36 protein-coding genes are annotated in these 22,198 nt (G+C 67.0%); 33 read left to right on the top strand and 3 right to left on the bottom strand.

The features are described 5' to 3' along the window. Nucleotides 1-8: 8 nt before the first annotated feature. Nucleotides 9-425: a hypothetical protein gene (locus DEU36_RS14225; RefSeq protein WP_120264969.1), complete on the bottom strand. Its 417-nt coding sequence runs from the start codon at nt 423-425 to the stop codon at nt 9-11. A 151-nt stretch (nt 426-576) separates the two neighbouring features. Between DEU36_RS14225 and DEU36_RS16425 the strand changes: the two genes are divergently transcribed. The 12 genes from DEU36_RS16425 to DEU36_RS14275 all read left to right on the top strand — a co-directional run bounded on the left by DEU36_RS16425 (nt 577) and on the right by DEU36_RS14275 (nt 5,804). Continuing rightward, the gene (locus tag DEU36_RS16425) at nt 577-783 is read left to right on the top strand and encodes a helix-turn-helix domain-containing protein (protein WP_396652175.1); all 207 of its coding nucleotides are present in this window, start codon (nt 577-579) and stop codon (nt 781-783) included. Continuing rightward, complete coding sequence (locus tag DEU36_RS14235; protein ID WP_183045411.1) at nt 780-995, top strand: helix-turn-helix domain-containing protein; 216 nt, start codon at nt 780-782, stop codon at nt 993-995. The genes DEU36_RS16425 and DEU36_RS14235 overlap by 4 nt, the downstream gene beginning before the upstream one ends. A gap of 116 nt (nt 996-1,111) precedes the next feature. Then, complete coding sequence (locus DEU36_RS16235) at nt 1,112-1,489, top strand: hypothetical protein (RefSeq protein ID WP_220700935.1); 378 nt, start codon at nt 1,112-1,114, stop codon at nt 1,487-1,489. Beyond that, nucleotides 1,486-2,211 (top strand): BRO family protein, encoded by a 726-nt coding sequence (locus tag DEU36_RS16165; protein ID WP_220700936.1) that lies wholly within the window; start codon nt 1,486-1,488, stop codon nt 2,209-2,211. The genes DEU36_RS16235 and DEU36_RS16165 overlap by 4 nt, the downstream gene beginning before the upstream one ends. Then, on the top strand, nt 2,208-2,339 hold the full coding sequence (locus tag DEU36_RS16360) for a hypothetical protein (protein ID WP_259455388.1): 132 nt from the start codon (nt 2,208-2,210) through the stop codon (nt 2,337-2,339). The genes DEU36_RS16165 and DEU36_RS16360 overlap by 4 nt, the downstream gene beginning before the upstream one ends. A gap of 176 nt (nt 2,340-2,515) precedes the next feature. After that, nucleotides 2,516-2,731: a hypothetical protein gene (locus DEU36_RS14245; protein WP_120264972.1), complete on the top strand. Its 216-nt coding sequence runs from the start codon at nt 2,516-2,518 to the stop codon at nt 2,729-2,731. Then, nucleotides 2,728-3,684 (top strand): hypothetical protein, encoded by a 957-nt coding sequence (locus DEU36_RS14250; RefSeq protein ID WP_120264973.1) that lies wholly within the window; start codon nt 2,728-2,730, stop codon nt 3,682-3,684. The genes DEU36_RS14245 and DEU36_RS14250 overlap by 4 nt, the downstream gene beginning before the upstream one ends. 3 nt (nt 3,685-3,687) lie before the next feature. After that, nucleotides 3,688-4,422, top strand: a complete 735-nt coding sequence (locus tag DEU36_RS14255; protein ID WP_120264974.1) for a hypothetical protein — start codon at nt 3,688-3,690, stop codon at nt 4,420-4,422. Continuing rightward, the gene (locus DEU36_RS14260) at nt 4,419-4,889 is read left to right on the top strand and encodes a hypothetical protein (protein WP_120264975.1); all 471 of its coding nucleotides are present in this window, start codon (nt 4,419-4,421) and stop codon (nt 4,887-4,889) included. Before DEU36_RS14255 ends, DEU36_RS14260 begins: the two co-directional genes overlap by 4 nt. A 20-nt stretch (nt 4,890-4,909) precedes the next feature. Then, nucleotides 4,910-5,209, top strand: coding sequence for an HNH endonuclease (locus DEU36_RS14265; protein WP_183045413.1), 300 nt, complete (start codon nt 4,910-4,912; stop codon nt 5,207-5,209). Further along, nucleotides 5,206-5,505 (top strand): hypothetical protein, encoded by a 300-nt coding sequence (locus DEU36_RS14270; RefSeq protein ID WP_147374421.1) that lies wholly within the window; start codon nt 5,206-5,208, stop codon nt 5,503-5,505. Before DEU36_RS14265 ends, DEU36_RS14270 begins: the two co-directional genes overlap by 4 nt. After that, nucleotides 5,502-5,804 (top strand): hypothetical protein, encoded by a 303-nt coding sequence (locus DEU36_RS14275; RefSeq protein WP_120264978.1) that lies wholly within the window; start codon nt 5,502-5,504, stop codon nt 5,802-5,804. The genes DEU36_RS14270 and DEU36_RS14275 overlap by 4 nt, the downstream gene beginning before the upstream one ends. An 8-nt stretch (nt 5,805-5,812) precedes the next feature. Here the strand turns inward: DEU36_RS14275 and DEU36_RS14280 are convergent, their stop codons facing one another. Further along, nucleotides 5,813-6,322 carry a hypothetical protein gene (locus DEU36_RS14280; protein WP_120264979.1) on the bottom strand — a complete coding sequence of 170 codons (510 nt, stop codon included), beginning with the start codon at nt 6,320-6,322 and terminating at the stop codon, nt 5,813-5,815. 423 nt (nt 6,323-6,745) lie between these two features. Between DEU36_RS14280 and DEU36_RS14285 the strand changes: the two genes are divergently transcribed. From DEU36_RS14285 to DEU36_RS16045, 7 genes are all read left to right on the top strand, one after another. Beyond that, nucleotides 6,746-7,357 carry a hypothetical protein gene (locus DEU36_RS14285; protein WP_147374422.1) on the top strand — a complete coding sequence of 204 codons (612 nt, stop codon included), beginning with the start codon at nt 6,746-6,748 and terminating at the stop codon, nt 7,355-7,357. Next, a complete protein-coding gene (locus DEU36_RS14290) occupies nt 7,344-7,580 on the top strand; it encodes a hypothetical protein (protein ID WP_120264981.1) in 237 nt (78 codons plus the stop codon). Before DEU36_RS14285 ends, DEU36_RS14290 begins: the two co-directional genes overlap by 14 nt. Nucleotides 7,581-7,683: 103 nt before the next feature. Beyond that, a complete protein-coding gene (locus tag DEU36_RS14295) occupies nt 7,684-8,601 on the top strand; it encodes a hypothetical protein (protein ID WP_120264982.1) in 918 nt (305 codons plus the stop codon). A 264-nt stretch (nt 8,602-8,865) separates the two neighbouring features. After that, nucleotides 8,866-10,401: a hypothetical protein gene (locus DEU36_RS14300; RefSeq protein WP_147374423.1), complete on the top strand. Its 1,536-nt coding sequence runs from the start codon at nt 8,866-8,868 to the stop codon at nt 10,399-10,401. Nucleotides 10,402-10,546: 145 nt separating this feature from the next. Beyond that, nucleotides 10,547-10,942 (top strand): hypothetical protein, encoded by a 396-nt coding sequence (locus tag DEU36_RS14305; protein WP_147374424.1) that lies wholly within the window; start codon nt 10,547-10,549, stop codon nt 10,940-10,942. 44 nt (nt 10,943-10,986) lie between these two features. Continuing rightward, nucleotides 10,987-11,358: a hypothetical protein gene (locus tag DEU36_RS14310; protein ID WP_147374425.1), complete on the top strand. Its 372-nt coding sequence runs from the start codon at nt 10,987-10,989 to the stop codon at nt 11,356-11,358. A gap of 463 nt (nt 11,359-11,821) precedes the next feature. Next, nucleotides 11,822-12,133 carry an HNH endonuclease gene (locus DEU36_RS16045; protein WP_147374426.1) on the top strand — a complete coding sequence of 104 codons (312 nt, stop codon included), beginning with the start codon at nt 11,822-11,824 and terminating at the stop codon, nt 12,131-12,133. Between the two features lie 138 nt (nt 12,134-12,271). On the opposite strand, the gene DEU36_RS16050 is transcribed toward DEU36_RS16045, so the two are convergent. Then, on the bottom strand, nt 12,272-12,844 hold the full coding sequence (locus tag DEU36_RS16050) for a hypothetical protein (protein ID WP_147374427.1): 573 nt from the start codon (nt 12,842-12,844) through the stop codon (nt 12,272-12,274). Nucleotides 12,845-12,999: 155 nt separating this feature from the next. Here DEU36_RS16050 and DEU36_RS16055 point away from each other — a divergent pair, with 155 nt between their 5' ends. From DEU36_RS16055 to DEU36_RS14385, 14 genes are all read left to right on the top strand, one after another. After that, nucleotides 13,000-13,392: a hypothetical protein gene (locus tag DEU36_RS16055; RefSeq protein WP_147374428.1), complete on the top strand. Its 393-nt coding sequence runs from the start codon at nt 13,000-13,002 to the stop codon at nt 13,390-13,392. Further along, nucleotides 13,337-14,929: a hypothetical protein gene (locus DEU36_RS14325; protein ID WP_147374429.1), complete on the top strand. Its 1,593-nt coding sequence runs from the start codon at nt 13,337-13,339 to the stop codon at nt 14,927-14,929. The genes DEU36_RS16055 and DEU36_RS14325 overlap by 56 nt, the downstream gene beginning before the upstream one ends. Before the next feature lie 10 nt (nt 14,930-14,939). Further along, on the top strand, nt 14,940-16,211 hold the full coding sequence (locus tag DEU36_RS14330) for a hypothetical protein (RefSeq protein WP_120264989.1): 1,272 nt from the start codon (nt 14,940-14,942) through the stop codon (nt 16,209-16,211). Continuing rightward, nucleotides 16,208-17,416, top strand: coding sequence for a head maturation protease, ClpP-related (locus DEU36_RS14335; protein ID WP_120264990.1), 1,209 nt, complete (start codon nt 16,208-16,210; stop codon nt 17,414-17,416). The genes DEU36_RS14330 and DEU36_RS14335 overlap by 4 nt, the downstream gene beginning before the upstream one ends. A 1-nt stretch (nt 17,417) precedes the next feature. Next, on the top strand, nt 17,418-17,783 hold the full coding sequence (locus DEU36_RS14340) for a DUF2190 family protein (RefSeq protein WP_120264991.1): 366 nt from the start codon (nt 17,418-17,420) through the stop codon (nt 17,781-17,783). A gap of 11 nt (nt 17,784-17,794) precedes the next feature. After that, a complete protein-coding gene (locus DEU36_RS14345; RefSeq protein ID WP_120264992.1) occupies nt 17,795-18,709 on the top strand; it encodes a hypothetical protein in 915 nt (304 codons plus the stop codon). After that, a complete protein-coding gene (locus DEU36_RS14350; RefSeq protein ID WP_120264993.1) occupies nt 18,709-18,960 on the top strand; it encodes a hypothetical protein in 252 nt (83 codons plus the stop codon). Before DEU36_RS14345 ends, DEU36_RS14350 begins: the two co-directional genes overlap by 1 nt. Before the next feature lie 21 nt (nt 18,961-18,981). Then, nucleotides 18,982-19,341 carry a hypothetical protein gene (locus DEU36_RS14355; protein ID WP_147374430.1) on the top strand — a complete coding sequence of 120 codons (360 nt, stop codon included), beginning with the start codon at nt 18,982-18,984 and terminating at the stop codon, nt 19,339-19,341. Then, nucleotides 19,338-19,697: a hypothetical protein gene (locus DEU36_RS14360; RefSeq protein ID WP_120264995.1), complete on the top strand. Its 360-nt coding sequence runs from the start codon at nt 19,338-19,340 to the stop codon at nt 19,695-19,697. Before DEU36_RS14355 ends, DEU36_RS14360 begins: the two co-directional genes overlap by 4 nt. 36 nt (nt 19,698-19,733) lie before the next feature. Beyond that, nucleotides 19,734-20,012 carry an HK97 gp10 family phage protein gene (locus tag DEU36_RS14365; RefSeq protein ID WP_147374431.1) on the top strand — a complete coding sequence of 93 codons (279 nt, stop codon included), beginning with the start codon at nt 19,734-19,736 and terminating at the stop codon, nt 20,010-20,012. 73 nt (nt 20,013-20,085) lie between these two features. Beyond that, on the top strand, nt 20,086-20,427 hold the full coding sequence (locus tag DEU36_RS14370) for a hypothetical protein (protein ID WP_259455389.1): 342 nt from the start codon (nt 20,086-20,088) through the stop codon (nt 20,425-20,427). Nucleotides 20,428-20,493: 66 nt separating this feature from the next. Beyond that, nucleotides 20,494-21,153, top strand: coding sequence for a hypothetical protein (locus tag DEU36_RS14375; RefSeq protein WP_120264998.1), 660 nt, complete (start codon nt 20,494-20,496; stop codon nt 21,151-21,153). Between the two features lie 244 nt (nt 21,154-21,397). Further along, complete coding sequence (locus tag DEU36_RS14380) at nt 21,398-21,781, top strand: hypothetical protein (protein ID WP_120264999.1); 384 nt, start codon at nt 21,398-21,400, stop codon at nt 21,779-21,781. Nucleotides 21,782-21,816: 35 nt separating this feature from the next. After that, entirely contained in the window at nt 21,817-22,137 is a 321-nt protein-coding gene (locus tag DEU36_RS14385; protein ID WP_259455390.1) for a hypothetical protein, read from the top strand. Nucleotides 22,138-22,198: the final 61 nt, after the last annotated feature.

Genomic DNA, 22,198 nt, shown 5'->3' on the forward strand with positions numbered 1-22,198 from the left:
TCGGTCCCTCACGGCTCAGGGTCCTCCCCGCGGTCCCGGCTCTTCTTCTTGGCGATCGCGCGCTCGTCCAGTTCCGGGGCACTCGCGCCGAATCGGCCATGCACGACATTCGTCGCAGATCGGGAGTCGATCTCAGTGCTCTCGGCCATGAGATGAGGGTCGACCCCGAGTGCTCGCTGGTGAGCGCGAAGCGTGAGGTCAGTGACCTTGAGGTCCAACGCTTCGGCGATCGCCGACAGATCCTTGACATTGAGCGTCACCCGTTCCCCCGTGCGAGGGTTGCCGCCGTCGAGCCGCATCGACATGTACTGAGAAGACTCTCCGATCATCGCGCCGAGCTTGCGCGACGAGAGGTCCCGTCGCCCCATCTCTGCCTTGATCTCAGAGACAAGAGCTTCCGAGAAGCGTTCGCCGTAGTTGTCCACGGGATCATGATCTCGCCTGCATGATTTTTCGTCAACCCGCATGACAAAGTTGACGCCGCATGATTTGTCATCCATAGTGATCCACATGACAAATCACTCACTGGTCGGAGCGGTGATCGCGGGCCTGCTAGCGGGGGAGGTCCGAGCCGAGATGGCACGGCAGAAGAGGACTGCGGGCGAGATGGCCGGGGCGCTCGGCATCACGCCTCATACGGCAGGCCGTAGGTTGAACGGCGCTACGCCCTTCAACGTCGTTGAACTGGGCAACGTCGCTCACTGGCTCGGGATGACACCTGACGTTCTGGTTCAGCGTGCTGAGGAACGCTTCGTTCGCGCGGATCGGCCGGCAGCATCGTGAGCGCGTCGATCGAACGGACCGGGCCGGTTCTGAGCACTCGGCGCGCCGCTGAGTACTGCGGCATCGCCCATCAGACCCTTCGTAACCTGCTCGCCGCTGGTCGGGGCCCGAAGATGTTCAAGCAGGGCCGCCTGAATGTCTTCTATCCGGTCGACCTCGACGCGTGGATGACGACGCGCGTCATCGACCCGGCCGAGGCGGTGGCGTCATGACCGCCCCGTCGCCGTTCTGCGCCGACCACCCGGCCGGTGCGACCGCTCCGTGCGGGCCGTGTCGGGACACGAGGCTTGCGTCCGAGGCGTCCGCTGCGTCTGCGAGGGGCTCGCTGGTGCGCGCGGTGCTGGGGCGCGACTATCGGATCGACATGACCGAACTGGTCGGCCGCATCACCGATGGGTATGTGACATCCGAGATCGCTGGCGTTGTCGTGCAGCGGTTGCGCGGGCTAGCCGACCAGATCGATTCAGAGGTTGCGAGCCGCCGCGATCTTCGCGACGGCCCGACTCAGCTCAAGGACAGCGAAGCTGAGCGATTCGAATGCGCGGTCACGATCCCCAGCACTCGTGGCCTCGTTCATCGAACGGGCGGCGTCATCGGCGTAGCCCACCGCGTTCTCCGCGTGCTCCTTCGCGGTTGTCGGGAAATTGTGGCGCGCGGTCATGGTGCTCCTTCGGTCGATTCCTCGATCGTAGGAGGAATCCGGTGACTGAGCTGAGCATCTTCCGCTTCGTAGGAACCGATATCCGCACGGTGGTCATAGATGGTGAGCCATGGTTCGTGCTCGCGGATGTCGCGATGGCCCTTGGTCTCGCGCGGTCGGCGTCGGCCGTGGCCGAGCGTCTAGACGATGAGGTACGCCAGACGTACCCCATCCAAGACCGGCTCGGCCGCACGCAGAAGGCGACCATCATCAGCGAGCCGGGGATCTATGAGGTCGTCATACGTTCGGATGCGCCCGCCTCGCGAACCTTCCGCCGGTGGCTGACCCAAGAGGTCATCCCCGCCATCCGTCGCACCGGAACGTATGCCGTGCAACACGCGCTGCCGCAGTCGTACTCAGAAGCTCTTCGAGAGCTCGCCGCGACCGTTGAGCGTGCCGCAGAGTTGGAAGCTCGCGTCGCGGAGGACGCCCCCAAGGTCGAGGCGTACGACCAGCTGATGGATGCCGACGGGTACTACTCCATGGAGTCCGCCGCGAAGATGTGCAGAGTCGGCCGGAACACGCTCTACCGCCGCCTCCGTGAGGCGGGCGTCATCCAGCCCGGATCGACGCTCCCGTACCAGAAGCACATGCGCCACTTCGTGCTCACCGCGTCGTCGTGGACCGACCGTGAAGGGAACGTCCACCCGACGCAGACCACCCGGGTGCGCCCGTCCGGCCTGCCGTTCATCCTCCGCAAGGCCGAGCTCGAGGCGGTGGCTTCGTGATCTACCCCGACGAGATCCCCGTGTGGCTCGCGATCCCGTCCCTCGTCGTGACGTGGGGCACCTGGATCTCGATCTGTGTTCTCGATGCTCGCGCGCGACGCCGGCAGACGCAGGGGAGCCGACGGTGATCGCGATGCTGCTCGCAGCGCTCGCCGTGATCCTCGCGATCACCCTCGCCGCGATGATCCACCTCGCTCGAGCGGACCGCCGCGCTCGGCGCTGAGCGACAAGAACCCCCCAGACCGGGTGCGGCGCGACCCCCCACGCGCCGCACCCTCCCATTCCTGTACCCGAAAGGCCCCGCATGTCCCTCGTCGACGTCGCGCCCGCGACAATCCCGACCCGCTCGAAGACCGATCCGCTGAGGGTCGGCGACATCGTCACCGTTGACGGCGTCCGCTGGAAGATCCGCGCGCTGAGCCGCTCCGGCACCACCCGCCTGCAGTCCATGAACACCATCCACGTCGACATCTGGTGGACGACCCGAGTCGACACCCTCCCGGAGCGAGACAACCGATGAAGCAGCCCACCGCCCGAATCGTCGTCCCCGCCGACGCTGACCGCGAGCTCTGGCTCGCTGAGCGCGGCGAAGGCGTCACCGCCTCCAACGCCTGGCGCATCGCCCGCGCCGGCCTCAAGGCACGCCGCACGATCGCCGAAGAGAAGATGAACGGCGCCCGCTTCCGCGGCAACGCCGCGACCCGCGCCGGCTCCGCCCGAGAGGCCGCGCTCCTCGACGAGGCCGCGGACCTCTTGCAGAGCGTCGTCGCGAACACGGCGCTCTGGGCCGCCCGCGACAACGACCTGCACCGCGCGACCCCGGACGGGTTCGGTTGGGACGGCGACGGCCGCCTCGCCGTCATCGAGGTGAAGTCGCACGAGCACGGGTGGGAGCACGATGGCATCCCGATCGAGCACTACGCGCAGATGCAGTTTCAGATCCGCGTCATGGGCGCCGACTTCGGCCTCTACGGTTTCGAGATCCGGGACGAGGACGACCAGCCGCCGGCGGACGGCGCGACGTGGAAGGTCGTCGCGCGTGACGAGGAGATGATCGCGTGGCTCACCGAGCGTGCCGACGCGTTCATCGCCTGGCGTGACGCCGGATGTCCTGATGTCGACGATCTCCCCGACGACGTCGCCGCGGCCCTCGAGGCATGGGTCCCGCTCAAGCTCGCGCTGACCAAGGCAGCCGAGGCTGAGAAGGCCGCGAACGCCGCTCTCAAGAAGGCGATCGCCAAGCTCCCGCACGCCACCCGCTTCGGTGCCGTCGGCATGGGGGAGACCGGAGGCTTCCAACTCTCCGTCAGCGAGACCGTCGCGATCGATGAAGCGGCGTGGGCAGCCACCGACCCCGCCGGACACGCCCGCGTCGAGCAGCTGCGCATGCACCTCGCATTGGCGGAAGCCGCCGCCAAGCGCAAGCACCCGAAGACCTCGCGCCGCACGACCCTCAACTTCCAGGAGGCGTGAGCCATGCCCGAACCCCGCACCATCCCCGTCGAGGCTGCTCGTGCCGCCGTGCTCGCCTCCGGCCAGCTCGCCGCCATCGACGGGCCCTACTTCCTCGCAGCCACCGATACCGAGTGGTCCGACATCCACGTCGACCGGGAACCACCGATCGCCGCACGGGTCGTCATCACCCGCCTCGGCCAGCAGCCCCGCAAGGTCACGATCAGCTGGGCAGAGTACGAGCAGCAAGAGTCGAACGACCCCGAGTGGAACGAGCTGCGCGCACGGAAGCCGATGGCGATCTTCGGCTCCGAGGTCGAACGCCACGCCTACCGCGTCGTCTTCGCCGACATCCTCGCCCCGCTCCTCGACCCGCGCCCCGCCGCGCCGGCCGACCCAGAACCGGGGGACACCCGCGAGGAACAGGCAGCCCGCGACTGGGCCGCCGAGATCGAAGCCGCGCAGACGATCCTCGACATCGACACGATCGACCGCGAGGCACGCGCCGCCCGCGCATTCCGCGCCGACGCCGAAGGAACCGCCCTGCACCGTCAGCTGCGCGCCAAGCGCAAAGCGCTCGCCGAGGCGCCCGCCGGCACAGACGCCGACCCGTGGGCGCCCGCACCGAGCGCGAACGTGCCGGTGGCTATCGAGCGCACTCCCGAGGCGCGGCCCGCCGTTCGCCGTCCGCAGGACCACCTGCCCGGGAACCGCGCGAGTCGCCGTGCCGCGAAGCGGAAGGGCGGGCGCCGGCGATGAGCACCGAACCGAACCACGTCGACCCCGCCTCGGGAGTGGTCGTCACCATCCCCGCCGGGTTCGACATCGTTCCGCTGAACGTCGCAATCCTCGACGAGGACCTCCTCGCACAGTGGTCACCCACCCCTGCTCAGGTCGTCGGCGCGCTCGCAATCGCGCGAGCGAAGAACATCGCCGCGCCCGGCGCGCTCGCCGACTACCGCGCGAAGCTGAAGGACGCAGAGCGGGAACGGAAGATCGCGCTCGGCCTCGCCGTCAAGAAGCTGCGTGACGAGTACGGCCGCGGCGCGACGATGACCGAGCTGCGCGAGCTCGCGTACGGCGTCGACGAGCGCCTCATGCGTGCGGTCGACGCGTACGACGAGGCGTGGCTGATGTTCGAGTACGCGAAGGACTTCGCCGAGGCCGTCGAGCGCGACGTGACCCTGCTGCAGTCGATCGCGAAGTCGATGCGGGACGAGAAATGACCCGCGCGAACGCTGACCCGATGGCCGACGCCCGCCCCGTCGTGAAGGACCGTTCCGGCGGCATGTGCGAGCGCTGCGGCGCCGAACGTGCGACCGACATGCACCACCGGCAGCTGCGCCGCCACGGAGACCACCTGCCCGCGAACCTCGTGCACCTGTGCCGCACCTGCCACAACACCGTGCACGCCGACCCCACGGCCGCCGAGCTCACCGGCTTCATCGTCCCCTCGTGGGCGAACCCGCGCCAGTGCCCGATCAACCACTCCGTCTGGGGCCGCGTCCGCCTCGACGACGACGGCGGGTGGAGCGCCGCGGCATGAGCATCATCGGGTCGGCCTTCGCTGATTGGCGGGAGGTGCGAGAGGAGTACGAGGAGGTGCGTCTCGCGGCGTACATGCTCGCCGAGGAGGCGACGAACGGCGCGCTGCTGAACGCACGCGGCCGCGCGGCGGGGATCGACCCGGGCTCGCTGTTCATGGGAAACGAGCGCCGCGCCCGCGCGTACGCCTCTCCCGAGCTCCTCGAGCACTGGGAGAAGCACCCGCGCGTCACGTACGCCGCCTACGAGCGGCAGTGGGTCCGCGAGCGTGAGGCCGAGATGGGGCTCGCGTCATGAAGGCAGCATGCAAGTTCGGCTGCTGCACGCGCGAAGTCGCCGCCCTCCCCGACGGCGGATGGTCGCTGACCGACAAGGGCTGGGTGCTCGACATCCGTCGTCAGGAGCACGTGCGCCGCGAGCGGGCAGCCGAGCTCGCGCGCATTGACCAGATGCACGCCGCAATCTACCGCGCGTGCGCCGCCTGCGGACAGCTCGCGATCCGGCTCGACACGTTCGGACTGTGCAGCAAGACCACCGAAGTACATAACGTCCGCCGCGGCGGGCTCACATTTGCGCAGAAAGCGAGATCAAGATGAGTTGTGGTTCACAGGCGCTGTTCGAACCAGCTCGTTCGCAGTTCGCCGCGCTGCCAATCGAGCAAGGTCTGCATAGCTTCCGCTGCGATCTTGAGCGCCTCTCCTCGATGGGGCCCAGGCTCCTGCCGGGCGAACTCGCCAGCTTGACCGGCCAGATCCACCACCTCAGTCATCCGGATGCGCTCCTTCGCGATCCATCTCGCGACAGGGAGATCGGCATCCGGGAGAAGCGCGTACGCCCGCACGAGCGACTCGTTTGCCTGGAAGCGAGCCGCGACTGCATTGGCCCACATCCCCGCATCAGCAGCGACGGCCGCCTCTTCGCCGAGAAGCTCGGTGAGCGCCAGGAGACCCTCGGCTCTGCGGTCCTCGGTCCGGTGTCGGTCGAGCTGCCTGATCTGCCGCACGACTACCAGCGCGGCGACACCGGCGGCCGCGATTGGGACCACTGCGCCGGTGAAGACAGCCCACGCGGCACTCAGCAGTTGGCCGCCAATGAGGGCTGCGATCTCGTCCACCCCCGAACCGTATCGGGAATGTCGCGATGAGCGCGATGCCGACGTTCGCGATGACGTACGTCGTCTACTGGCCGGCATCGCGAGTCCTGAAGGTGGGGCGTGCGTGGAAGTGGAGCCGCGTCGAGAAGCTCATGCGCGCCGGCGCCCACGTCATCGTCTGCGCCCGGAACACGGATGCCTCGTGGGAGCGCGAGGCGCTGCGCGTGCTGGCGCGCTGGTTCCCCCGGGCATTCACCGGATGGGACGACGCCGAGGCGGTGCTCGGCCGCGGCGGGAAGGGATGGACCGAATGCTTCACGGTCCACGAGCACGATCTGCAGTTCGCCCTCGACAAGTGCATCGAGGGCTTCGCGAGAGGGAACGACCAGGGTGTCAATGAAGCAACGAATGATCAGCGCGGCCGACCTGGGACACCTCGACGAGGTGCCGCACGAGGCGAAGCCGCTCGCACTGTGGCTGTGGCTGAACCTCGACCCGCTGGGCCGGGGACCGATGGACCCGGCATGGATCGCACGGGAGACGTTCTCGACGCCGGACGACGTGCTCGATCACCTCGTCGCGCTGATGGACGCCGACTTCCTGACGACGTATGTCGCGGGCGGCGCCGAGTGGCTGCTGCTGCTGCACCCGCTGCGGGTGGACATGCGCGGCGTCCGGATCTCGACCCCGGAACCGCCGGCGCGGGATCGTCCATGGACGTCCGTGGCTGTGGGGCGGGGGAGCGCGGGCGGGCGCGAGCGAGCGCGGGAGCGGGCGAGGGCGCAGGTGCGGGCGGAGGCCGCCGCGCGGGCCGATGCGTGGGACGCGGTTGCGCAGGACCGCGAGGAGGAGCCTGTGCTGCCGGAGCGCCCGCTGATCCTGGATGCCCCGCCGATGTTCTGCGACGACCACATGCCGCACGGCGCCGGGAAGACGAAATGCGGACCCTGCCGGGATGCTCGCCTCAAGCGCGACGAATGGCTGCAGCGGCGGATCTACGAGGAAAAGCTCACCGCCCACTTCGAGCGAGTCGGCACCGACGATGAACCGTTCTGAACGCGCGCTCGCCGCGATCGTCGACACCGAACTGCGGCTGCGCCAGGAAGCGATCCAAGCCGCTGACGACCGGACACTGCGGCGCCTCCGCGAGGCCGGCCTTTACTTCCGGGCTATCGGCGAGGTCGCCGCTTACCAGCGACGCCAACGAGACGCCGCGCGCGCCACCGCCGCACTCATCGATATGCGCCACGAGATCGCAGACCCCGGGCGGACAGCATGACCTCCGCCAGCAGGCGACAACACGAGCCGCGCATCGCCCGCCTCGACGACGGCGGCTCGTGGACGTCCTGACCAAGTACATCCCGTTCTGAGAGGAGCCTTGAATGTCCGAACGATCCTGCGTGCTCGGATGCACGGTGCCTGACGTGCACTACGCCACGTGCGACTGGTACGGAGTTGAGAAGCGCCTCGTGCCCGCAAAGGCCGAGCTGCCGAACGCGCCAGAGGCGTGCAACGGATGCGCGCCGGCTGCCGCGCGCGATGGCGTGCTGATCTGCGACCGCTGCTATCGCCGGATGCGTGGACACCTCGAGAACGCGGCGGACCTCGTCGGACGTATGCGATCGCTTGCGGACCCGCGGAGGGCGACGGTCTACGACTCGGTCCGCGTCTCATCCGGGATGCTCGCTGAGTCGCCCGCGCCTACACCGGCCGATCTGATCGACGCTTCCGAAGACGTGATGCGATCGCTGCGCGCATGGGCCGTGTTCGTCGACCCGCGGTCGGGAATCGTCGGCGGGATGCCCGCCGGCGCCGGCTCACTCGCGGCATACGACTACGCTCGCAGCTGCGCGAACGTGATCCTCGGTGACTTCGACCAGATCGCGAACGACGCCGACAACGTCAAGCAGCTCGCCGAGGCCGTGCTCGTGCGGCATCCGGTCGACGACGAGGGTGTGCGCCCGTTCTGGTCGATCATCGACGCGGTGGGTCGCTACCGCCTCGAGCGCCCGGATGCTGCGCACGTCGTTGACGCGGACGCCGACGAGGCGCTCGAAGTGTCGGCTGTCGCCGAGTGGCGGGACCGGCTGATCACGAAGGACGAGGCGGCCCGGGCGAAGTACGCCGGGTCTGAGCGGACGCTCAGGCGCTGGCGAGAGCGCGAAGGGCTCGTGCCGCGCGCGATCACGCAGGGGCCGATGGGGCGAGTGACGTGGTTCCGTGAATCGGAGGTGCTCGCACTCCGCGAGACTATGCGCGCTCGCGTCGGCCGCCCTACCGCAGGGAGGTCGCGCAACTAGGCCGTCCGAACGAGCGTTCCAACCGCACTGATTTGGGCTGTGCAAGCCGCTAACGTCATCCGCATGGTCTCGGGGCGAAGAATCAAAGCAGATAGGCGTGCGCGCGCGGCAAGCGGCTCCGCACCTAAGACGACATCGGGGCACGAACCCGTCGACCCCGATATCCAACGCGCAACATCACTGTCGATCAACGACCTGCTCGGGGTCGCCCCTGGCGCCCTCGTGTCCCGGTTGGAGGCGCGATCCGTTGCACGATCAGTGCTGATGTCGGAAGCCGGACGCGTTCCACCCGTCGCCTGGCGGGGCGGTTTTGCAGTCGCTGTCGGGGACATGGCGCTGGATCGAATGGGCGCGCCGTGGTTCTGGGAGGAGACGACTGCGGCTACCTCCACCACAAGAGTGTGGCTGTCCGAGTTGCGGGAGGGGCTCGATGTCTACGCCCGCATAGTCTGGTGCCTGCGGTTCGGATACACCTACGCGGCGGCCGCACTCGCTAGGCGGTACATCGAACGATGGACCTATAACATCGCCTTTTCTCACGAATTTGAGCGGGTGCCGGGATCCTCAGACGCTCAGTATCTGCGTGATGCCTGGGCTCATCAGCCGTCGCACCTCGTCGACCGAGACGTTCCAGCCGACTATGGCGCGCTCTCCGAGTTCCTTCACGGGCGGCCGGCCGCGATGGGATCGAGAACTGTCGCGGCAAGCCTCACTCCTCAGTCTGCCGAGCGGTGCCATATCGACGACTTCATCGCTCGAGCCGCAGTCGTCCCGCTGAACCAAGTCCGCGTCTGCATCAGCTTGCTCGGGAAGGAGCAGGGGGTCTCAGCGAAGGATCTGCATTCCTTGCTCCTGTGTCCGATCTCGGGTTTCGACGACGACGTGCCTGAACCTTCGTTCTTCAGTGTGTTGTACGAGCCGCCAGATTATGACTTCGTGATGTCGGAACGGTCCAGCACGCTGACTGGCTGGGGGCAGACCTACAGGCGAGTGATTGCTCGTCATCGAGACGACGAGTCTATTGACTTGAGAAAGTTCCATGCGTGGATGTCTCTCGAGGAGCGGTGGGCTCGGAGTGGAGATGAGGCGCGCCGAGCGTTCGCGCGTGAACGGATCGTCACCGGTGGCGCGTTCGATCCGGCTGTCCTACGTGCCAAGCTCGAGCGATTCCGAGCCATCACTGAACTCACTGATCTGCTGGGTGTTGCGACTCGCTCGCAGCATCGAGAGAGGGCTGCAGCCCTCAGAGCGGCAGCTGCAGCGATGGAATCTGCTTGGGTCTTGTGGCTTCAGGATGTCGACGACTCGATGACGTGCGTGCGCGGCGTGATCGAATCTGTCGCTCGCGCACGGACACATCGGTTGAAGCCGGCGCGCGCTCGACGCATGGAGATGCAACGGGTCGCGCCCTCACCGTCTCGCTGGGTAGACGCCGCTGGTTGGGGCAGACTGAGTGTCTTCGTTCGATCGTTGAGTGAGCTGGCCCACGTTCAGGAACGATCGCGGCACGGGTCCTCCCGAGTGCTGCTCACAGTTCTTCAAGAAAACCCTTACGTGCCGAACGCGCCTCAGACCGCGCGCGGGCACGCCTTGGAGAAGGTTCAGATGCTAATCGCCCACGAGGCGATCGCATCTCTAGCGGAGACGCACCCACAGCTCGCCGAGAACTTCCGTGCACGTGTGGTCCAGGAGACGGAGGCAGAGAGCGAGGCTGCCGTATCGGACTGGCTGGCCCGCGTGTTCGAGGCGAGAGAGTTCGACTTTGGGCCGAGCGACGTCGCCCGGTTGAAGGATGAATAGACGCCGTGTGCCGCCTGCCGATGTGGCGGAAACGCGACGGCTCCGAGAGTACTGACGTCTCATTGCGCGAGCGGTGCGGTGGCTTGCGTGAACCGTCGCGGTCCGGTTGAGTCGCGACTCGCTTGGCGCCTGGTAGCGTGATGGCGTGCCGGGGGGACAAGGTGGATCGGGTGCTCGTGACGTCGCGAGTACGGTTTCGTGGACCCCGCCGCCCATTGAGGAGTGCTGGGTCGAGCCAGCCGACGTCATGCAGGTCGACGAAGTCAACCGCATCGTCACTAGGAGAGTCGAGTGGGATGGCCAGCTCGTCGACTATGCCATCGTCTGGACGCGCTGCGGTTCGGACGGCGAGTACGTCGAGCAGGTCTGCATCGATTGCCGTCACGGAACGGTTCACCGACACGATGGCTACCCGCACGACGAGAATAAAAAGCGCGTCATACGCGCTATCTACTCTCAGGAAGACGTGCAAGAATCGTTCCGTTCTTCGTTCGACGAAGTGTACGACGCCTACGAGGCGTCACTTGAGGAGATGTCATGACTCCGGGATCTGTCGGTATGGACCGTCATTCGGCGGCTCGACGGGTGATGAAGTCCATCGCGGTCGGACCGCGACGCGTGAACCTTCCTTACGCCGCACCTGACGGCACGCGTCCGCTCGTTGTGGCTACCCCAAACGAGCACATCAGTGCGGTCATTGCGCGCGTCGCCGCTGCTGGCGGGGCTGCCAACGTCGCTCTGGCAGAGGCGCGCAAGTTCGTCGTGTTCGTGATGCGTAGCGAAGACGAGGATGTCCCTGACGCTCCAGGTGAGATCAGTGAGGACGTCAACGAGGACATGTCGATGGGGATGCTGCTGCTGAGAGCCAGCCGCCGCGGGCGCAAGACCAGCTACCGCTTACGGAGTGGCGCGACGATTGCATCACCTCTGAGCGAGCAGTTCGCCTACGCGTCGTAGGGTCGTGGCTGGCATTGAGCGAGGGCTTGCTGGGGACCGCTGTCCACGCCCCGCTTCAGGCCAGCGCCCGAGGGTGACTTCGATACCCGACACGCCGTGGAGAGTTGCTCTGAAAACTTGGCCTGTTTCGCTGATAGGCTGTGCCTCGCACAAGAACTATGTCCGAAAGCCTCACCCTAACGGGTGGGGCTTTCGGCGTTCTCGGGGTCGCGCTCGTCTCTCGCGCATCGGGCGCGGCCCTGCCTGATCTTCCGGTCCGACTGGCCGGGATCTCGCCTAACCGTTCACGCAACGCTTGCATCTTCAGCCAGACGGCGCCCGGCCGCCCCAGGGGTGGAGCCGAGTAGCGCTGATCATCTTGCATCGGGGGCGATCGCGGACGCGTGAGGCGCGGTCGTGCATAGGTGAGCGCCCGCGTGTACCGTCCGCGGACGCTCACGGGCAACGTGTCGGAGGTGTCGCGGTGAGCAGCCGATCCGTTCGAGACGGCAAAGGCCACCGCGCCTACCGGCGCAAGCAGGCTGCGCTGAAGCGGCGCACCGCGCGCGAGAACCTTCCCTGCGGGTACGGTTCCCCGACGCGCGAGGGCTGTGGCCAGCCAATCGACACGACGCTACCGAAAAGCGAGCGGATGTCGTTCACCGCCGACCATCCGGAAGCTCTCGAAAACGGCGGTCATCTCACGCGGCAGGACCTCGTACCCATGCACCGCAGCTGCAACAGCCGGAAGGGCGATAACGCCCCAATCGACATCTCAGCCTTCGCGGCGAGCTAGAAGGCGGCCGGGCGCCATACGATCATCGGCAGCTTCCTCGGCTGCGATCGTGCTCGCCCAAGCAGAAGATGTGAAGGTCCGTTCCACGTCGACTAAGCCGGCTGCTGCAGCGTGACACGGGGGCACTTGCCCGGCATCTCAATCCAGGATCCAGATGATTGCTTCGCGTTCGTCTCCGTGCTCGTCCTCGTAGACCACGTTCGCCATCGCGTCGTTCATCCAGGGCAAGAGGTGGTTGCCGGAGCGAAGTTTTCGGGCCCGGATCGAGACAGATCCTCCTGGAGCGAGCCGCACAGGGAAGCTTGGCTCCTCCCACTCGAATGGCCAGTACGGTCCAGATGGCACGATCCCCTCGACAGTGACGGTTTCTCCGGTCTGGTTCCTCAGCTCCCAGAAGCGCGCTTCACTAGCAGGGCCGAGAACCCAACCGTCATAGTCCTGGTGTCGTTTTTCATGCGCTTCGTCGGCTGGGTCGCTTTTCGCAGCGGCGGTCGCCAGCCGCACTGCCTCCTCGATCTCTGAGTCGAGGCGACGCTGAGTTGTGACCCGGAGTGAGCGTAGAGCGTTCCAGCTCCGTCCGACGGTTGCGCGCAGCCTCCGTATCTGACGCTTCCCCCAGGGTGTGAGGTAGGCACTGAAACTCACGACAAGGGCCACGATCAAGGCGGATGCGACCTGAACCCCCAGATCCGTAGCCCAACTGCTCACCATGCCGTTCAAGTTATCTGCTCGAGCCCTCCGGCCGGTGCTGCGACGGGCCCGAGAAATCCAGTGACGCGGGTTGACTGCCCACCTCCCGCACGGTCCGGGCAGCTCTCTCCGCGGGGGTAATACGCAGTGTGGGGGAATTCGAGGAGGTGGGGTGAATGGGGCGACCCAAGGCCCCTTGCGGTACGGACGCTGCGTACCGTCGACACCTCCGTGAGGGAACCCCAGTCGACGAGGCCTGCCAGATCGCGCACACCGAGGCCGGCCGCCGATACCGACAGTCCGCACCGACACCGCCCGCCGCGTCGAATGAGGAGCCGATCGCCGCCGAGGAGACGGCGGTGGATGACTTACAGCTGATCGTCGACACCCTTCGCATCGCGTTGAAGGAAACCGTCAAGAAGGACCCGACCAAGATCGCGCCCATCGCCCGGGAGCTCCGGTACGCGGTCGAAGCGGCGCGCGGGCCGGTCGAAGCGCCGAAGGAGATGACCCTTGCCGAGCAACTCGCCGAAGCCCGAGCAGCTCGGGCTGCAAGAGCCGCGGGTTAGGACACTGCCGCTGAGCCGAGTGGGGTCGCTGATCGACGACATCCTCGACATCAGCGATCTCGCGGGCATTCAGTGCGATCCCTGGCAGGAGAGCAGTCTTGAAGCGATCGCATCGGTTGACGCCTTCGGTCAGTGGGCGGCGACCGAGTTCGGGGAGCTCGTCTCCCGCCAGCAGGGCAAGGGCGGGATTCTGCTGCCCTACGAGCTCGCGCACCTCTATCTCTGGCCCCGCGAAGACGGCGCCCCCAAGCTGATTGGTCACACCGCTCATGAGGGAGCGACAGCGCGCGAGGCATTCCGCCGCGCCCGACGCGCCATTCTCGGATCGCCGGTGCTCCGTGCTGAGCTCGTGGGTGGGGGGAAGCAGACGGCGCAAGGCGTCACCGGGATCTCGACGGGCAACGGGAACTGGTCAATCGAGCTGAAGAACGGCAACCGCCTCGTGTTCTTCACCCGCACCGGCGCAGCCGGCGTAGGCGTCTCGTTCGACATCCTCATCGTCGATGAGGCCCAGCACTCGCCGCTGACCATCCTTGAGGCGCTCCTTCCCGCCACGGACGCCAGTCCCAACAAGCAGGTGCTGTTCACCGGCACCGTGCCGAAGGAAGATCAGGACGGGGAGTACTTCGAGGGGCTCCGTGATCGCGGGCGGAAGGGCGGGTTCGAGCGCACCGGATGGATCGAGCACACGCCAGTCGGGTCCGATGATCCGAAGACGGCCGCGGAGATCGACCTGGGTGACCCCGAGGTGTGGCGGCAGGGAAACCCGGGGCTCGGCATTCGGCTCGCGTGGAAAACCGTGCAGGACGACTGGGACCGGATGGGACAGACCAACCCCGAGGCATTCGCGCGTCAGCGGCTTTCCATTTGGCCCTCTCGGCCCGAGGAGGTCGTCGAGGCGTTGTCCATGCTCGACCTGACGATGTGGACGAAGCAAGCGCACCCTGGTGCCGCGGTGCTCGGCGATGGTGTCGTGCTCTCTCTCGCGCTTGGACGAGGCGGCGGGTACGCCACGATCTGCAAGGCCGCCCGCTTCGACGACGACTCGATCGCCGTCGAGCACCACAAGACCGACGCCGGAACGCTATGGGTCTCCAGCGACCTGAAGGCGCTGAAAGCTGAGCTCGGAAACGCGCTCGTCGTGCTCGATCCGAAGAACGCCGCACCGGTACTCGCCGCACTCGACAAGGCAAAGGTGAAGTACCTCGCGATGAATCACGATGAGATCGCCGCCGCGCACTCGCTGTTCATCGAGCACGTGAACGCCGGGCTTGTTCCGCACCGTGATCAGCCCGAAGTCACAATCAGCCTGCAGCACGCTACGACCCGCAACATTGGCCGAGCCGGCGAGACATGGGAACCGTCGGACCCGTCGAAGCCGATCTCGCTGGCTCAGGGCGTCACGTGGGCGTTGTGGGGCGTCCTGAAGTCCGAGGCGACACCGAAGAAGCAGAAGCCGGCATCCCCGGCGCCGCGCGTTGTGAAGCGCGCCGACGTTGGGCGTGGCGAGGTGAACCTCGCCACATTCCAGTTCTAGGAGGTTTGCCGTGGGCGAGCTCGGATATCAGGCGGACCCCGGGGTCGTCACGTGGGGCACGCTCATCGGGTGGGTCGCAGAGCGGAACCCCGACCTGGCGTGGCCCAACTCCATCGATGTGTTCGACCGGATGCGCCGCGAAGACCCACAGGTGAAGTCAGTGCTGCGCGCGGTGACCCTGCCTATCCTCCGCACGGACTGGGTTATCGACGGATCGGGATGCCGCGACGAAGTCACTGAGCACGTCGCCCGCGACCTCGGCCTGCCCATCAAGGGGAAGCCCTACGTCGCGCCGCGCCGACGCAAAGACCGATTCTCGTTCACCGAGTTCCTCCGACTCGCGCTGCTCGAGTTGGTCTACGGGCACAGCGTGTTCGAGCAGGTCTACTCGGTCGACGACGACGGCAGCACCCACCTGCGCAAGCTTGCGTGGCGGCCCCCTCGCACCATCTCCAAGTTCGACGTCGCAAAGGACGGCGGGCTCGACGCCATCGAGCAGCACGGCACCGCCGGAGCCTCGGACATCCGCATCCCTGTTGACCGTCTCGTTGTGTTCGTCAACGAGCGAGAGGGCGCCAACTGGGTGGGGGAGTCCCTGCTCCGCGCGGCGTACAAGATGTCCGTGCTCAAGGACCGAGTGCTGCGCATCCAGGCGCTCACGGCCGAACGCAACGGGCTCGGCCTGCCCGTCGTCACGACTGCGAAGCCTGAGGAATCGTGGGACTTCGCTGAAGCAACCGAGTGGCTCGACAAACAAATCGAGCACGCCGAAGAGATCGCTCGGCAGGCGCGTAGCGGTGATGCCGCCGGGGTCGGGCTGCCCCACGGCGCGTCGATGCAGTTCGTCGGTGTCACGGGGAAGCTTCCCGACACGGACCAGTTCATCCGGTACTACGACGAGCAGATCGCTCGTGCGGTGCTGGCGAACTTCCTGAGCCTCGGCGGCAACAACTCGAAGGGCTCGTATGCGCTGAGTGAAGTGCTCGGGTCGTTCTTCACGGACTCGCTCAACACGATCGCTGAGCACCTGGCCGACGTCGTTGATCAGCACGTGATCGAGGACCTCGTCGACCTGAACTATGGCAGCGAAGAACCTGCACCTCGGCTCGTACCGGGGCCGATCGGTGAGCGCCAGCAGATCACCGCTGAGGTCATCAAGGCGCTCGTCGACTGCGGGGCGCTCGTCGTCGATGCGCCGCTGCGCGCGTTTGTCCGTGACCGGTGGGGCATCCCCATCGAAGACCTCACCACCGTTGACCAGCCCGCCGAGGAGGCAGCATGAACCCTTTCCGACCGCCGGGGCGAGCGAGTACAGAGCGAACCCCGATCCGCGCAGAGGCGCCATCGGCCAGGACCGATGGAAGCGTCGCGACGCTTCGGCTTTACGACCCGATCGACAGCTACGGAGAGTGGTGGGGGATCTCCGCCAAGGAGTTCACCCGCGAGCTCGACCTACTGCCCGACGAGGTCGACGAGATCCGCCTGCTCATCAACTCGCCCGGCGGCGAGGTCTGGGAGGGCATCGCGATCATGAACGCCCTGCGTCAGCACAAGGCGAAGACGGTCGCGGTCGTTGAGGGCATCGCAGCATCATCGGCGTCGTTCATCGCGGTGTCGTGCGACGAGCTCGTGATGATGCGGAACAGCGAGCTCTACATCCACAACGCGTGGGGCACCGTCATCGGTGACGCGACCGACCTCCGATCCGTCGCGGATGACCTCGAGACCCACTACGACCGCAACATCGCCAGCGTCTACGCGGCGAAGTCCGGCGACTCGGTCGAGCACTGGCTCGCCGAGATGGAGAAGGACCGCTATCTCACCGCCGACGAAGCGGTCGCTGAGAAGCTCGCTGATCGTGTCGAGGGCGACGGTGACGCCGAATCCGCCAAGGCGCGGTTCGACCTGTCGGTGTTCGCGCGATCGGACGGCCGCCGCGCCGCGGCGCGCGCCGTTTCCCCTAAGACCCCGGGCTCGCCCGAGCCGGGTAATCCCAACCAGAAGGAGGCGCTCGCGATGAGCGACACCATCAAGGCTGGACTCATCGAACGGCTCGGCGTGAAGGACGCCGACATCTCGGACGAGGCGCTGCTCGCAGCGGTCGACGAGGCGCTCGAAGAGCAGGCCCCCACCGAGGACGCTCCCGCCGTCGCGACGCTGCCCAAGGGCTTCGTGGCAGTCGACGAGAACGTCTGGAACGAGACGCAGGCCAACGCCCGCCAGGGTGCGGAGGCGCGCGCACAGCAGGAGAAGGACCGCCGCGACGGGATCGTCGCAGCCGCTCTCCGCAGCGGTCAGATCAGCACAGCGTCGGCGTCCGCGATCCGCGAGCAGCTCGACACCGACGAGAAGGGCACCGTCGCGTTCCTCGCGACCGTGCCCAAGAACAGCGTCCCCGTCGAGCCCGTGGGTGTCTCCGACACCCTGACCAGCACCGACGACGCGCTCTACAACGCGATGTACGGCGCGGCCGAGAAGGGGGCCTGAGATGGCTGACTACCTGCCCAAGTTCAAGCCCGGCCAGGCGGTGACTTTCACCGCATCGGCCGACGTCACCGGTGGGCGACTGGTGGACGTCACTGGCAACCGGACGGTCGGACCCGCCGGAGCCGACTCGGCTGCCGTCGTTGGCGTTGCCGGCTTCGATGCCAAGTCCGGGGAGCGCGTGACCGTGTTCACCCGTGCTGGCGGCGTTCACCGGCTGGTCGCCAACGGCGCGATCGCCGCCGGGATCAAGGTCTCGTCGGCAGCCGCCGGCAAGATCCAAACGATCGGCGACACCGCCAACCCCGTCGGCCTCGCGCTCGAGGCCGCCGCCGCCGACAACGACGTCATCGACGTCCTGTTCATCTGAGAGGAGTCCAGATGTCGTACACCTACCCGGTGGCGCACCCCACGGGGACGCTCACCACGGAGCAGCTGCACCTGTTCCTGTCCAACCGGAGCCTCATCGCCCGCCGCGTCGCGGACATCACCAAGATGCGGTTCATCGCCGACTACCTGCTGCAGGCGCGTCTCGACGCGACCGGCGGCGGCATCTTCTACGAGACCGGCGAGCCCGTGTTCTCGTCGGAGGACCCCGAGGCGATCTCGCCCCTCGGCGAGTTCCCCCTCGTCGTGCTCGATGACGGCACCGTGGCGTCGGCGAAGACCGACAAGTGGGGCCTTGACACGATGGTCTCGGACGAGAAGATCGCCCGCCAGGGTCGCACCTACGTGGACCGCGGCATCCTGCGCGTGGCGAACACGATCGTGCGCTACGTCGACTCGGTGGCCATGGCCGTGATCCAGTCGAAGGTCACCAGCACATTCACGTCAGACGAGTGGGCAAGCGCTGGAGCGGCCGTCGAGGCGATGATCTCGGTCCAGGGCGAGCGCGCTGACCTGGGGCTGGGCCTCGAGCTCGACACCGTCGTACTGCGTCCGACGCAGTACGCCAAGGTCATCCGTCTGCTCGTGGACGACAAGGCGCTGCCGCGCGAGGCGGGCGAGACGGCCGTCAACGGCAGCCTCCCGGTGAACGCTCTGGGCCTGACCTGGGCGACCACGCCCCACTTCCAGGGCGCGAACCCGCTGCTGGTAGACCGCGACCAGCTCGGCGGTATGGCCGACGAGAAGCTCGGCGGACCGGGCTACGCCTCGGCCGGCAACTTCGGCGTCGAGACCAAATCGATCCGCGACGAAGACGCCGAAGGCTACAAGCTCCGCGGCCGACGCGTCACGGTGCCCGTGGTCCTCGAGCCCCTCGCGGGCGTGCAGCTCACGGGCACGGGCCTCTGATGGCCGGCCACCAGAGCGCCGACCAGAAGGCGCAGGACGCGGCAGCCAAGAAGGCCGCCGAACCGCAGTTGGCAGGCGAGAAGGCTGCAGCTGAGCAGCTGCAGGTGATCGGCCCGGTGGCCGTGCTCCCGCTGAATTCCGGCGGCGAGCGGTACGCCTACCGCGGCGCGCCGGTCAGCAGCGATGAATACACCGACGAGGGCATCGAGCACGCGAAGGCCATCGGCCTCGTCGGTAAGCCCAAGAAGTAACGAGACAGGGGGGCGATGGAGATGATCACACCCGATGACTTCCCGGGCGTGACCGAGGACGTGGCGCGACGCGTCATCGTCGCGGCACGCTCCATCGCCCCCTGCATCGACTCGTTCCCCGACGAGTCAGAAGCGAAGAAGAACGCTCTCGCGATCCTCCGCGGCGTCGCCGCCGAAGCACCCGCCGCCGGATCGCGGCGCGTGCGCTCCCAGGCCATAGGGCCCGCGCGCGTCGACTACTGGGATGCCGAGACGTGGACTGCGCAGGACCGCGCGGACCTCCGGTCGCTCTGCCCGGCGCCACGACCCACGGGTGCCGCGCGCGGGAGCTTCCCGAGCGAACGGCCCATCTCCCGTCTCTGGCCGGAGAGTTACACATGAACTTCCCGTTCGGTACGACCGTCTACAGGCTCCGCGCTGGCCTCGTCCGTGACCCGTACTCCGACGAGGAAACGCACAGCGACTGGGGCAACCCGGAGGAGCCGCTGGTGATCCCGGGCGCGTTTGTCGCGCATACGTCGACGTCGCTCCTTGCGACCGCGACACGGCAGCAAGCGGCGGAGTCGAAGTCATTGTTCTGCGAGGGATCGTTCGACGTCCAGAAGGGCGACCGCATCCGGGACGGCCTCGACGGCCCCGTGTACACGATCGATGGCATCCCGCCCGCTGCGGACAGCCTCCCGTGGACGGGGTGGACGCCGCCTCGCGAGATCCCGCTGACGCGGTACGTCGGCTGACCGAGGAAGGGGTGTCCGGTGGCGAAGAGCGGCGACATGGACGTGAAATTCAACCGGCGGACGATGGACGGCATCCTGCGGAGCCCCCAGATCGTGGCGGAGACGCGTGCGATCGCGGAGGCGGGCCTGTCGACGATTCGGTCGACGGCGCCGGTCGATTCCGGCGAGTACCGCGACGGGTTCGTGCTCGAGCGGCGTGAGGCGCGCTACCGGACCGTGTGGCGTGCTGTTGGCCGTGACGCGAAGACGCTGCTGATCGAGTCGAAGCTCGGGATCATCGCCCGGGCGTTCAAGGCGGTGCGGCGTCGTGGCTAGGGTCACGCCCCCGGACCTTGAGCTGTGGCTGGCGTCCTATGTGCGAGCCTGCGCCGACCGCGACGGCCACAACGTGACCGTTTCGAACAAGGAGCCGGTCAGTCTGGCGCTGCCGATCACCCGTCCGGTGATCGTCATCCGAGATGACTCCGGCGCCCGCCTGTCTGAGGTCACCTTCGACCGGTCCATCGGCGCGTCTGTGCTCGCCGGGTCGCGGTCGAATGACAAGCCAGCGAATGATCTCGCGCGCTGGCTGTACTCCGTTCTGCAGGATGACGCGATCGTCACCTCGGACGGTTCCCCCATCGCGTCCGTGGAGTGGGGCGGGTTCAACGGCCCGTATCCCGTGGCGGACTCTCTCGACGTGGCTCGCCGGTACTTCACCGGTCAGTACACGGTTGTCGGTTCCTGGTGACCGACGCCAACCCATCACCAACTGGACCGCCCATGTGGGTGGTCTGTTTCTCTTGAAGGAGGAGAAATGTCAGCAGACAGCGAGGGGAACGACCTCTCCGCGGTTGGCGTCCCCATTACCGGGTTCGCGGCCGTGCAGCTCCCGACCGACGCAGGCGCGGCTAAGCAGACGTTCGTCGCGAGTAAGGACGGTGCAGCGACACCGCTGGTCATGCCCGAGGGGTACCAGAAGGTTGGCCTGTTCAAGGTCGATGGTGGTCCGCAAGAGGGCGGCGACGCGGGTGATGCGATCGAGTTCTTCCAGCAGGGACACAAACTCGCCGGCGACGACCAGCCGAACGTGGTCATCAACCTCGCGCAGTTCGACGCCCTCGTCCGGCGCCTGGTGACCGGCAAGACAGCGGACGAGAACGGAATGATCGTCGTGACCGGGCTCACCCCCGACCACGTTTTCCCGCTGTTCACTGCGGTGAAGTTCAAGAACGGGTGGTCGGAACGCAAGAACGGTCTCGCCCGCATCAGTGCGGTCGAGAAGGACCAGATGACCCGCGGCGAGGTCACGGGCCGCGCGGTGACGTTCGAGTGGATCTTCAACGAGGAGATCGGCGGCTTCTATCGCGAATGGCTCGTCCCGCCCGCGAAGTCGGCCGCGTCCGCGCGCATGGGAACGCAGAGCGAGCTCGGCGTGCCTGTCACTTTCGACTCCGTCGAATCAGCGAAGGCCTGACCAGGCGGCTGGACCGGCTGGCCGGGGCGCTATCGGGCCGCCCCGGCCAGCCTTCAACCCGAACCCGATACACGAAGGGGGGCCATGACGCCCTGGGACCTCATCGTCTGGGCACTCGCGGGAGCCGTAGCTCTCGTGATCCTGGGCATCGGTCTGGCGCTCGCGATCGGCATGATCACGGCGCTCCGTACCGTCACGAAGTGACAACCGCATCACCAACCCGATAATCCGAAGGAGGGCCGTCATGGCCGGAACCACACGCAACACCGCGGCACCCGCCGCCCCCGAGTACGATTTCGACAGCTGGGACGAGGAAGCCGAACAGAAGGCGATCGCCGCGGCCGTCCCCGACGTGCGGATGATCATTGTCGAGAAGCGCGCCATCGGTCGCCTCACGGACGGGATGATCGTCGAGGCTCCGCTGAGCCTCACCCTCGACGAGGTCGACGAGATGTCAGCGAGCGGCCTGACCCCGGTCGACCAGTTCAAGGTCGTCTTGCGGAAGGTCGGCGGCGACGAGCTCGCGAACGACTTTGGGCGCCGCGACATGGTCGAGTGCGCGATCCTCGCCGAGAAGTACTTCCGTCTGCTCCAGCGCATCCAGCAGGCGGCCTTCCCGGAATCCTGACCGTCGCTCAGCTCATCCGAGAGCACCGCGGTGCCGTGGCTGTCACTCTGCGCGGCTACGGCACCGGCATCTCGGAACTGGGCGACGGCCTCCTCTGGGGGGAGGCGAAAACTCTGCTCGAGGAAGCCGCCACAGACGGCGGAACGGCGCTGGGCGCTGAGCTCGCCGGGTGGGCGTACCCCGCCTCGATGGTGCAGCTGATCACGCTGTCCGCGCAGATCGGCGACAGCAAGGTCTTCCGCAAGGTCGCTCCGTGGGCGCTCGACAACCCGCAGCGCAGAAAGCAGAACCAGGCGACCCCGGATGAGATCGCGGCCGCGCGGGCCGAGCTCGAGGCGGAGTTCGTCTTCACCTGAGTCACCGGGAGGTGTCATGTCGTCTGAGGTTGGCTCTGGTCACTTCACCGTTTTCCCGGTT

This window comes from Microbacterium sp. AG238, from assembly GCF_003610405.1.
In the GTDB taxonomy this organism is placed as follows: domain Bacteria; phylum Actinomycetota; class Actinomycetes; order Actinomycetales; family Microbacteriaceae; genus Microbacterium.